Below are 11,396 nucleotides of genomic sequence, written 5' to 3'. Positions count from 1 at the left end.
GGCAATTGACCGTAGACGGGAACCGTCTGGGGCCGTCAACGAGGCCAATTGGAGCGTTCTGCCCGTGGAACCGGGGACTGAGTGGTACCTTCTGACGGCGTCTTGTCTGGCAGCCTCGGCCAGATGCTCACGGTCAGCTGGCTAGCTAGCTTCGGCACGATCGATCAGGAGGCAGAACCCTCGAAAGCTACTAGGATTGCGACCGTTGATCTGACTGCAAAGTCTGGCATGGTCGATGTCGAGGGCAATAAGCTCTGCCCGTTCCATGTTCGACAAGAGCCTGTCGCGGTATCTGGGCTTCAGGAAGGTGCATCCGCTGCGGCCGAGAGCCTCCTACCAGATCGCGGCCACCTCCGAACCCGTTAGGGTATCAGGGCCGACCAGATTGATGGTCTCAATCGGCAGCTTGCCCCCAGCCTGATCGCCGCGACCTCGGCGATGTCGCGAGCGTCGACCGTGGCGACGCCCTTGCCGCCGATCGGCATCGGATAGACGCCGTGGTGGAGGATGACGCCCTTGATCATGACCTGGTTGTCGATGAAGTAGGACGGGCCCAGGATCGTGGCGCTGAAGCCCATCTGCTCGGGCAAGCGCTCAGCGCCGGACTTCACCGCGAAGTGCGGGACGTTCACGGCGCGGTCGGCGTTGAGCACCGATAGGTAGACCACCCGCTCTAACCCGACTCCCGAGCAATGTTCAGGGTGATGATCGCCTGGGTGAATTCGTCACCGGTGACCGAATTGAGCAGGAACAGCGTGTTGACGCCACCAAACGCGCTGCGCAGCGAGTTCTCCCCGACTGGTGGATTTACCTGGTTGGGCGGTGATAGCGACGGGACCTTGCGCGGAGCTCGGCATCGCGCAGCGCCAGATCACGGCGCGGGTGACAGGTCATGGCGAACTCGGACGGGGTTCTCCATCCGAGCTGCGAGTGTGGTCGCGCGTCGTTGTAATCGGCCCTCCAGCATGCAAGCACGACGCGGGCTTGGCCAGTGACGTGAACAGTGTCTCCTTCAACAACTCATCCCGCAGTCGACCGTTGAAGCTCTCGATGAGGCCGTTCTGCATGGGTTTGCCTGGCGCATGTAGTGCCATGCAATACAGCTCTGGTCGACGCAGGGAGAATGGCATTGCTGGTGAGCTCGGTGCAATTGTCGCTGACCACCATTCTGGGCTTGCTGCGCTCGATCATCAGCCGGTCCAGTTCCCGCACCACGCGGATGCCAGAGAGCGATGTGTCGGCTATCAGCGGCCAGACGCTCGCGGGTACAATCATCGGCCACGGTTAGGATGCGGAAGGGGCGGCCGTCGGTGAGTTGGTCTGACACAAAGTCGAGCGACCACCGGTCGTTCGGATCATCGGAACCAGCATCGGCGCCCGAGTCCCGATCGTCCTCTTGAGCAAAACATGCAGCCGTCGGTAGCCGAAGCGGTGACGTTCCTGGGCTATCGCCCTCATGAGCTGGCGAAGGTTGGAATCATCGGCCCGGGTCTCGTCCGATATCTCGCTCATCCCGAGAATGCCTCTCGCAGATGGACGACAGCTTTCCGTTTCCCCGCGGGCGTCACCACTTCTTTCTCAAGAGGTCCTTCAGCGCCGTGTTGTCCAGCATGGCACCGGCCAGGAGCCGCTTCAACTTCGTGTTCTCGTCCTCCAGCGTCCTCAGCCGCTCGGCCTCGGAGACGTCCATCCCGCCGAACTTGGCTTTCCACTTGTAAATGCTGGCGTCGCTGACGCCGTGCTTGCGGCAAAGATCGGCCACCGAAACCCCGGCCTCGTGCTCCTTCAAGATCTCGATGATCTGCTCTTCCGTAAAACGACTGCACTTCATGCTCTGGTCCTCGTCGTGGGCCAGAGGGAACTTCAAACTGGATTAAGCCCGTGGGGCAAGGTCAGCAATATCTACAATGGAGCCTTCGGGCTGCGAGGTGTCAGGTCTACAAGAGCGCTTAACTCGGCACACCGTGGCGTTGAGGAAGCCATTCTTTCGAAACGCTAGGAGTATGAGACCTCAAGAGAGTTGCTACTGTCTTGACTGGGAATTATTTTCCGCGAACTCCCTCCGCGTCGGCTCCGGCGCCACCACCTACCGTCTGCTAGTGAACGCCCGTTTGACAAACCTAACATCAAGTCAAACCTTCCTCTGTAGTCACCGCGAAAATTCTTCTGGCGAGACCTACGGAGGATGGTCATCAGCGTAACATGACGCAAGGCGGGCAGAGCCAGGCAAAACGGCCGAACCGCTGTACGACACTGGCCGTCGCAAGGCCGCAGGGCTTCGGAAAAAAAACGCTCACCCCCTAGCTCGAGAATCAGCTCGCCACCGATGCTTCCTAGCTGCCGACGGCACTATTATATTTACCCTTACTGTCTGCCACTGCAGACAGACTACTCTGCCTTCCTCTTCCTCTTCCTCTTCCTCTTCCTCTTCCTCTTCCTCTTCCTCTTCCTCTTCCTTACTCCGCTCTGCCTCCGCTCTCCCTGAGCATTCGTTTTGGCCCATGCGATCCAACGAATTCCAGTAAGTTCGATCACGCCGAACGATTACCGCTCCGATGGGTAAACTTCATCCATGCCTGCACGAATCTCCCTCGCACGCTGATGTGCTTGGAGACTCATATGTCCGCTTCTTATGCTGCGCCGGCTCTGCCGCGCATCCCGCTTGTTCCGCAGTCGCTTCTCAAGGCCCATGGGGTCGACTGTATTATCGACACTCGGTTTCGTGCGGCCGCTCGCCTTCTACAGCGCCTCTGGTTGAAGGACAATAATATCGCTACGGGGCTTCATGTTCGGTCCGATGCTGAGGGGCAAATCCTACTCCCGCTAGAGTCATTGCTGTCCCGCGAAGCGGCCCATGCCGGCCGAAATTTCCTCTCACCGGCCATTCATACGTTCGTCCGACATGAACTGATCATGCGCGAAGAAGGTGCTTGCTACGACGAGGAACGACTTTTCGGTAACGCGCTAAGCTCAATGCCTCTTGCGTTCAACGTATTCGCGCCGTTAGCCATGGACCTCAAGGTCGCCTCAGCCGTCTTCCGGCAACTTCTGCCCAACTTCGTCAACGATGTTGTGGCAATCCGCTTCGAAACGTCGCCAGGGCGTCGAGAAGAACGTTTCCTCAATGATGGGACAGCGTTCGATCTCGCAATCGAAGTCATCACGCCCGAAGGCGAGCAGGGTACCGTCTTCATCGAGGTCAAGTACTCTGAAGCAATGGAAGGACCGGCTGCAAGGTGGCGAGAACGCTACGACGAAAGCTCACGCCAAGTTGGTCTTTTCGTCGACCCCGACGCTGCTTCGCTCCGCTCCCTCGCGTTGGAGCAGCTCTGGCGCGAACATATGGTCGCAACCTTGGCTGTCCGTGAAGGTGTTACACCCCGCGCTATGTTCGTTGCGATCGGGCCCCGTCTTAATCGCCGCGTCCACGCCGCCTTCCGCTGCTACGCGAATGAGCTCATCCCGGAGGACGACTTGGCCGACGACCGGGTTCGTTTCCAAGCCATTACTCTCGAAACCGTCATCGATGCCATCCGCCAAGCCGGCGCGGTCGACCTCGCCAAGCAGCTATGGGCGCGCTACTGTGATTTCGAACGCGTCTTTCATCTAGCTATGGCGGAGTACACGCAACCCGATCCGCCCAACGGTAATCCAACAGAAAAGCCACGCGCTTCATCTCCCACAACTCGCACTAGCAAGGCGAAGAATGGAAGCCGCGGCAACGGCGATATCTGACGCATCCGTGACCAGGTAGGCCGTTTTCATTCGTGCCCGGTTTCAGTTTGGAGACCGGGCACTGGAAAATCCCACTTTTCCCGGCTGACCGGCATGCGGCCAAACGCTCACCTCCTAACTCAAGAATGAGCCCGAAACAGCTGCGGATCAGCTGGCGAGCCACCTATTACATTTCCCCCTTTTCGTCTGCAACGCAGACGCCACCTACTCTCACTTTCACTCTCACTCTTCCCTTGCCCACTTGTGCCGCTCCTCGGACGCAACATTTCCAACGCAGCACGGAATCCATCTCAGGCATCGGATTGCGGGAGATGGCCAAATGAAAATTCCGGACTTACTCACCGACGCAGACCTCGACCAGCTCTTAGCGAATGCCCTCGCCGGCGACCTTGACCACCATCCGGTCGTCAAGCTTTTCACACCTGACACCAATGCCACCTGGCTCATTAGCGAAATCGATCCCGACGACCCCGACCGCCTCTTCGGCTTATGTGACCTGGGCCTTGGATCTCCTGAACTGGGCTACGCCTCGTTGGCCGAGCTGAAGGCAGTCAGAGGGCCGCTAGGGCTGCCGATCGAGCGCGACAGGCATTTCATCTCATCCATGCCTTTGTCACGCTATGCCGACGAGGCGCGCGTCGAACGTCGCATCGTCGCCTGATCAGTGAAGGCCACCCCGTCGGTAGTCTCAGTATGCACTCTCTTGCTCAGCCTTGATTGGCTCAGAAAATGCAGCTGATGACGTGCAGGCATGGATCAATCGGAATGAAAATGGTTGAAATCAATAAACCGCAAGGCTGGAATGGCAAAGGACTAACCGGCAATTGGTTACTCACCTTAAAAATTGATGGCGTCCGCGCCCTCTGGCATAACGAGCTGGGCTGGCTTAGCCGTGCCCACAAGCCGCTTTACAACATTCCAGCGTGGCAGCGGGGCGCCCCCCATGACTGCGAGATTCGGCACTCACGGCGGCACGATCAGAGCGACTCGGACTAAGTTCCTTAGGGGCGACACCCCTTCCATTGAAAGCAAACACTTGTACGGCCTCGAACCACTCGATCCGCGCCTAAGTTGTGGCTATCTCACCAATCCCAGTGCCGACGACATTCTCGCTCAGCTCCAGCGCGCCAATAAGCTGGGCTAGAAGGATTGGTGCTTCGTCAGGGCGACCGCTGGATCAAGGTGAAACCAGAAGAAACGCACGACGTGGCAATCACTGGTTTCGCCGAGGGTCGAGGTAAACATCTTGGCCGGCTGGGCTACGTCACAACCGACAAGGGTGCTGTGGGTGCCGGCTTCACAGAAGCCGAGCGCCAGCTGCTATGGGGGGAAGCCAAGGCCAACAAATTGGTGGGACAGGTCATCGAAGTGAGCTGCATGCAATTCACGCCGACCGGCCAGTTCCGTCATCCGTTTTTCGTTCGGTTCCGCCCTGATAAAGGCGCTGCATGATGCCTAGGCTTGAACCTAGCTGCTCGATCTTCGGCCCTTGACATCGGCCGATTGTGTAATTGTTGTGTCGATTTATGGATACTTGCTGGCAATTTCCTACCTCACTAAATCGCAATTCTAACCATGGTCATGGTGAGGAGCTCGCGTGACCAACATCTACGCAATTGGGGACGTGCATGGCTGCCGAGACCAGCTTGAACGCCTTGTCGAACTATGCGAGCGCGACGCGGGAGCGCAAAAATCGAAATTCATCCTGCTCGGTGATTACATCGATCGAGGCCACGATAGTCGCGGGGTCATCGACTTCCTGCTCCAACTACAAAGATGGTCACCCGACGAGTTTGTCTTCCTTCGTGGCAACCACGAGGATCTGTTACTTGCCGCCCTCGACGGTAATGACGCCGAGGTGCACTGGCTCTCAAATGGTGGAGACGCGACACTACGTAGCTACCAAGCTTCTTGCGCGTCAGAACTTCCAGCTCCACATATAGAATGGATCCGTACGCTGCCTCTCTCCCACGATGACGGACTGCGGTTCTTTGTTCACGCGGGCGTCGATCCTGAGAGGCCGTTGGATCAACAGCGTTCGCGCGACCTTATGTGGATCCGAAAGCCGTTTCTCTTAAGCGACAAAGATTACGGACGACTCGTTGTCCACGGTCATACGCCGACTCAAAGCGGCGTTCCCGACCAGGATATAAATCGGTTGAATATTGATACGGGAGCGGTTTATGGCCGGGCGCTGACCGCTGCTGTCTTCAATGACGAAAGCGCAAACCCGACTAGGTTTATTTTTGCAACACACGAAGACGCTTCCTAAAGCGGTTCAAGAGCGCCGAACCTTCTCGTCAGCTCGATCAAAACGGTAGTAGATTCATCAAGGAATATTCCGATAAGAACTGGTCGAACGGCATGCTAACATCAATATTCTACAATATCCTACTTACACCTACTCTGCCTTACCTACTCTGCCTTACTCACTGAAATCGAATACATCTCCCGCCACGGCTCGCGAGGCGCTCTGCGCGAGCGCCGTGCAGTTGAGTTCGTTGCTGTTGAGATCGGCCGCCGTCCTCGACGAAGGCGATGGGGCCGCCAAGACCGGCTTCAGGGCCGATATGGCCGATCCCGTGCATGTCAGACACGGCAGCCCCGAAGCCAGCATCTGCACGCGACCGGTGATATGGGTGACGCCGTCGCGCACCGTGACGCTCACACCCATGTCGATTGTAGTCACGAGGTGCTGCAAGGCGAGCTGGCAGGCGACGGCCCAGCTCGCATACAGAGAAAGATGAAGTCGACGCCGGTCAGCTCGGCGGCGGTGTTCTGATCGACAACGTCGGCTCTCAGGCCGCGCCCCGGGGCCGTGGGCGAGCACGCGCGGATTTCCCTCTCGGCGACATCGATCTTGGCGGCGCCAACGTCGGCCGCGCCAACGCCTGCGAGTCGGTTCAGATTCGTGGTTTCGACCGCGTCGGGATCGATCAGGACGTAGTCGCGGACGCCGAGCCGGGCCAATTGTTGGACCAGCACCGGCCCCGTGCCGCCCAAGCCGATCAAACCCACTTTCAGTAAGCAGATCGCGTGCTGCCCCGCGGCGCGCACGCGCGAACCTGCCGGTCGTGCCGGGGTTGAGCGAGCTCCGCAGCTTCGCGTTGCGACAGCAAGACCAGTCTTTCGCCAACTTCCCAGGTTAACACCTCCTCGTTCGTGCCGATCCGGCGCACGCGACAGCCGCCCTGCCCCAACACCAGCGTCAGGTGGTCGCCGGTCGGAGCTCGACGCCGTAGATAGTCGGCGAGCGCCACCTCGCCTTCGTCGTCTACCTTTGAGAAATGCGGATTGGCCCCCCGTGGGGTCGTTTGAAAAGCCGCCCTCGGATTTGATGACGCAACGCCTATAGCCCACAACGTAGGCCGCATTGGCAGCCACTTCCGCCATCGCTCTGGAGTGGTTCTCGTCGTTCATGCCAAATGTTCGCGCTGGTCTGTTTCGGCCCCGGTGGCTTAGTTGAGAACGCCAAATTTGCCCAAGCTTCAGGCATGTAAGCGTTGTAAGTCATCTGGCCTTCGACACGCACCTTCAGTTCCCGACCGCCTTTCTCGAACTCCCACGCGTATTTCGGTGCGCCCGAAATCTTCGAGGTCATTATCCCAGCTCGTTCCTCGAGGCCGCAGGCGCACGCCTTGCCGACGACTATGGATCTCGAACGCACGCCGCTGGGCGATCTCTGTCCTCCAGAAAGCCAGCGCCACCCCCGCGGCGCGACGAGCACGGCTGGATGCAGGACCGCGCCGATTCGCAGCCGCGAGCGCGCCCGTGCCGCCGCCAGTCAGGATCCGCCGTTTGGCGCCCCCTTCGGACTGACGCTGTCCCTGCCGTCAAAGGCGTCCTGGACCCGATTGGCGACACCTATCCAGGCTGCCCTCCCGATTGCGGCTGGGCCGCCTCCACGGTAGTGTGGTGGGTTGCCGTGCGGCCGTCCGTAGCCGAGTTCTCGCCATTCCATGGCTAGACTGAGCTCGTTCTTGCGCCCACGAAATCGGTGGCCGAACCGATGAAGATGGCCCAGATGCTCAAACTTCGGCGCGGCGGACGCCGCAGCGCCCGGTGGACGATAGGTAATCGGCCTGCGCTCGCACACCTAAGTATGATTCTCCACTCCTGATTTGCGTCGCACTCTGCCATAGAGCGGCTTGTGGCAGTACGCATCTGCTTGCAGTCAGGAAGGAGTGCTTTGCCCAACCCACCCGTCATTTGAATCGTGGACGATGACGAATCAATTCGCGCCGCGACCTACAATCTCGTGAGGTCGCTTGGATACCTCGTTCATGCTTTCGCGTCGGCTGAGGAATTCCTGGGGTCGCCTCACCTGAACGACACCTCGTGCGTGATAACCGATGTTCAGATGCCGGCCATGAGCGGCCTCGATCTGCAGGCCCACTTGCTGGCCGAGGGACGCCGCCTGCCCTTCATTTTCATTACGGCTCTTCGCATCGACGGCGCTCGCGCGCGAGCTATGAAGGCGGGAGCATTCTGTGTCCTTGCCAAGCCCTTCGCCGGAGAAACCTTGATCAACTGCCTCGACGCCGCTCTGCGAGGGCACGGCGAAAGCCAGAGTGAATGACGCGATTGTTGGTGGAGTCCTGCAACCTGCGACAACACCAATGGGCCGGCGAGAGCCGCTCCATTCACTAATTTCAAAGGGCCCGTAACTTATACGTAGGGATGAGCGGACAAACATCCAGACGAGTTGAACACGGAGGGGGCATGGAATGAGACGGCGGTATCGTAGCCTCTGATACCTTTCCAGCGGTTGCACGCGGCAAACTGCGTCAGCGATCCGTGCCTTGACCTCGTCGTTCCATGGTCGGCGGCATCAGAAACGTGCCACATCTACTTAACAATTGCCAAGACTTAAGGACGGTGGCAATGTTTCTATCATTGGTTTCAATAATTGTAGTAGGCATCAATTGACGAGCACCAGGCGCGCCTTCAGCAGATGCGAGCTTATAAGTACTACACGACTTACTTCAGCTGATTTGATTTCGAAAACGTTATGGAGCACGACATTGGATAATTCACGCATAAGGAGGCTCTCCGACCAAATGCTCGTGCATCAACGAGCATTCGCTCAGCATCAAATTGCGGAAATTCAACGTGAGCGAAAGAACTTCCGCCGAAACGCGAGTGAGGATGCTTTGATCCATCAAGACCAGCGATTAGCTAAAATTGACGAATGCGAGCAAGACATGCAAAGCATAGATCTTGAGATCGCTCGCCGGAAGAAGGCCGGTACGTTCGATCCGAAGCCCGTCGAACGGGAAGCCCTGGCAAAAAAGGGAGCACCTGTGCCTCCTAACTTGAAGCCAGCCAAGTCTGCTAGCGTCGAATATTTGGAAGGCGAAGAATTGCCGATCAAGATCATGGATCGTGGTTATCCGCGAGCGTGGCGGCCAGAAGACGGTCCCATCCATGACTCCGATCCGACAAAGACGATCACCGACGTAAGTCAAACGACAAACAAGAAATCGGAGTAATGCGCCTTGGTGCTATTCCTCCCGAAACTAAGCTCGCGCTTTAACGCCTGAAAGCTCACATCTGGCTAAGATCGAGACATCCGTGCGGGAAATTTCGAAGCCGAAGCACTTCCTCCGCAAGCTCGTCCTCCGACGTGTCATCACATCCGAGATGCAGCGGCTGACACTAAGGCCAGCCCTTCCAAATTAATTGCCGTCGTAATCTCGTGAGCGCCCCGCAATTGGCTTGGTTGACCAGTTTTCCATACCGTCCGCCACACTATGCCCTCGTCCGCATAGCCCTATCACAGCGCCGCTTCTCGTGTCACTTGCGCCTAGAACCTCGGAAGCCCACTACGCGTCATCTGAATCGAAGCGCATGGCCCTTTCTTAATCGCGCTATCGGAATAAAGGTGCGAACTCGTATTTTATACAATCTGCTGTATATTTTGACCTCCGTTTCTCAGCTACTCCTGGATGGCTGGCCTAGTGTCGACTGCGTATCCCCTTGCTCACCAACCGAAGGTCGCCCTTGCAATCCGCATATCCATCCCTTAGATTTTTTTCTTGAAGTCGCCAGCTCCGACAAATGCCTCAATCGATCAGCTATCTCGTGAAGTGCCAATCTGGACAGAACTCCAGTCTGATCTAAGCCTCGTGGGGGCTGGGGCCGCCGGAATACGGACTACCGGCTGTCGAAGAAGAGGCCGATCCAGAAAGGGGATCTTTTGCTTCGCCATCGGCAGCAGATTTCAAGACTTCCGACCCTAGAACGAGCGCTGGGCTGTGTGAGCCATGAACTGACCGCGGTTGCAATGAAGATTTGTTAAAACCCCGCGTGTGCAGCGTATTCCCCGTCCGATGAGTCTATTATGTATCAGAAGCCAAATTTGATATCGCGTCATCTAGCGCTGGTATGTGCAGTAATTTTAGCGTTTGCGGTGAGCACCACAAGCGCTAGGTCGAACTTCGCTGAGCGCACCTCACTCGCACAGAGCAAATTTTCCATCTCGCTTATGCGGCATTTGCAGAGTTCAAATGGTGACGTAATCGTCGTCTCGCCGGCCGGTGCTGCCGCAGCCATTGCCTTGGTCAGTTTGGGTGCGAGCCAGCGTTTTCGCGAGACGGCCCAGGCTACTCTCGGCTATGATAGCAGTCGACGCGCCGACCTTGACCTCGAGGAATTCCTACAGTCAATTTCAGGCATAGCGGGTGCAGACGGGTCTTGTTCGATTGCCAACGCCGCGGCGCTTGATTCGAAAATCGAGCCCGACCCAAACACCATTTCCCGGATGCGCTCAAGCGGGCCCGAGATTTGGATTAAATCACTCAGCGATGCGTCTACAGTTCAATTCATCAACCAATGGGTATCGGAGAAGACGCGAGGTTTCATCGGAGAAATTGTGGATAATGGTATCGGCAACAGTGGAATGGTCGTACTGAATGCTCTCTATTTCAAAGACGATTGGGCTACAAGCTTCGATAAGGCTCGCACTCAGTTGGCGCTTTTTCATAATGCGGACGGCACGGTAGAAAAGGCGCCGATGATGCGAGGTACGATAACAGCGGCAGCCCGTCTCGAGGGTCGAATTGCCGCAATCAGCCTCCCATACAAGTCTTCTCGGTTTTCGCTCACGCTCGTAACAACGCGTGATACACCTGCGGCTTTTTCGGAGTTCACAGACATTGAAAACTGGCTGAACCAGACCGATTATCGGCCAGCTCGCATGGAGGTCATACTCCCGCGCATGGTCTTGCGGAAAAGTTCGAGCTTGATGTCGTCTCTTAATTCGACGGGGCTGGGGGCCGCCTTCGCAGACAGCGGAACATTCTTGCCTCTTTCAAAGAGACCCATTCATCTCGATGGGGTGCTGCAGAAAATATATTTCAAAATTGACGAGCAAGGATCACAGGCTGCAGCCGCGACTGCCGTTTACGGACGGTCTATCGCTGCAGCTTCGGCCGAACCGAACCTGATCAGCTTCGATAAGCCGTTCGTTTTTGCCCTTCGAGATCAGGTGACAGGCATGTGGCTGTTGTCTGGCTATGTTGGGCGGCTTCCGGCTGGCGAGTAAAGCCGAGGGGGATTTGCAAATCCCGCGGGCGATGACGCTCGTGATCCGCTCAACGCGTTGACGTCAGCAAACGGGCACATACATGGGCTGACGAGAACACAACTTGCTACGATAC

The 11,396-nt window shown here is 57.4% G+C and carries 10 protein-coding genes and 2 pseudogenes; 8 read left to right on the top strand and 4 right to left on the bottom strand.

The features are described from left to right. Positions 1–336: 336 nt before the first annotated feature. A pseudogene (locus JQ611_RS08540) lies at positions 337–790 on the bottom strand (SDR family oxidoreductase); the annotation flags it as partial. Between the two features lie 17 nt (positions 791–807). Next, positions 808–1,831 (bottom strand): annotated as a pseudogene (locus JQ611_RS08535) (integrase core domain-containing protein). A 788-nt stretch (positions 1,832–2,619) separates the two neighbouring features. Here JQ611_RS08535 and JQ611_RS08530 point away from each other — a divergent pair. The 5 genes from JQ611_RS08530 to JQ611_RS08510 all read left to right on the top strand — a co-directional run bounded on the left by JQ611_RS08530 (position 2,620) and on the right by JQ611_RS08510 (position 6,007). Next, a complete protein-coding gene (locus JQ611_RS08530; protein ID WP_212465199.1) occupies positions 2,620–3,735 on the top strand; it encodes a PGN_0703 family putative restriction endonuclease in 1,116 nt (371 codons plus the stop codon). Between the two features lie 319 nt (positions 3,736–4,054). Next, positions 4,055–4,396 carry a DUF2958 domain-containing protein gene (locus JQ611_RS08525; protein WP_212465198.1) on the top strand — a complete coding sequence of 114 codons (342 nt, stop codon included), beginning with the start codon at positions 4,055–4,057 and terminating at the stop codon, positions 4,394–4,396. Positions 4,397–4,500: 104 nt separating this feature from the next. Further along, positions 4,501–4,731 (top strand): hypothetical protein, encoded by a 231-nt coding sequence (locus JQ611_RS08520; RefSeq protein WP_212465197.1) that lies wholly within the window; start codon positions 4,501–4,503, stop codon positions 4,729–4,731. 156 nt (positions 4,732–4,887) lie between these two features. Beyond that, a complete protein-coding gene (locus tag JQ611_RS08515) occupies positions 4,888–5,187 on the top strand; it encodes an ATP-dependent DNA ligase (RefSeq protein ID WP_212465196.1) in 300 nt (99 codons plus the stop codon). 145 nt (positions 5,188–5,332) lie between these two features. Continuing rightward, positions 5,333–6,007: a metallophosphoesterase family protein gene (locus JQ611_RS08510; protein WP_212465195.1), complete on the top strand. Its 675-nt coding sequence runs from the start codon at positions 5,333–5,335 to the stop codon at positions 6,005–6,007. A gap of 153 nt (positions 6,008–6,160) precedes the next feature. Here the strand turns inward: JQ611_RS08510 and JQ611_RS08505 are convergent, their stop codons facing one another. Continuing rightward, the gene (locus tag JQ611_RS08505) at positions 6,161–6,424 is read right to left on the bottom strand and encodes a hypothetical protein (protein WP_212465194.1); all 264 of its coding nucleotides are present in this window, start codon (positions 6,422–6,424) and stop codon (positions 6,161–6,163) included. Continuing rightward, on the bottom strand, positions 6,421–6,792 hold the full coding sequence (locus JQ611_RS42680; RefSeq protein ID WP_212465193.1) for a ThiF family adenylyltransferase: 372 nt from the start codon (positions 6,790–6,792) through the stop codon (positions 6,421–6,423). The genes JQ611_RS08505 and JQ611_RS42680 overlap by 4 nt, the downstream gene beginning before the upstream one ends. 1,156 nt (positions 6,793–7,948) lie before the next feature. Here JQ611_RS42680 and JQ611_RS08495 point away from each other — a divergent pair. From JQ611_RS08495 to JQ611_RS08485, 3 genes are all read left to right on the top strand, one after another. After that, on the top strand, positions 7,949–8,314 hold the full coding sequence (locus JQ611_RS08495; RefSeq protein WP_409411261.1) for a response regulator transcription factor: 366 nt from the start codon (positions 7,949–7,951) through the stop codon (positions 8,312–8,314). A gap of 445 nt (positions 8,315–8,759) precedes the next feature. After that, entirely contained in the window at positions 8,760–9,227 is a 468-nt protein-coding gene (locus tag JQ611_RS08490) for a hypothetical protein (RefSeq protein ID WP_212465192.1), read from the top strand. An 851-nt stretch (positions 9,228–10,078) separates the two neighbouring features. Then, positions 10,079–11,281: a serpin family protein gene (locus tag JQ611_RS08485; protein ID WP_212465191.1), complete on the top strand. Its 1,203-nt coding sequence runs from the start codon at positions 10,079–10,081 to the stop codon at positions 11,279–11,281. The last annotated feature ends 115 nt before the right edge of the window (positions 11,282–11,396 follow it).

Source organism: Bradyrhizobium sp. AUGA SZCCT0182, from assembly GCF_018130185.1.
In the GTDB taxonomy this organism is placed as follows: Bacteria; Pseudomonadota; Alphaproteobacteria; order Rhizobiales; family Xanthobacteraceae; genus Bradyrhizobium.
Note: the sequence above shows the minus strand (reverse complement) of the source record. Positions and strands in the feature narration are given on the sequence as shown.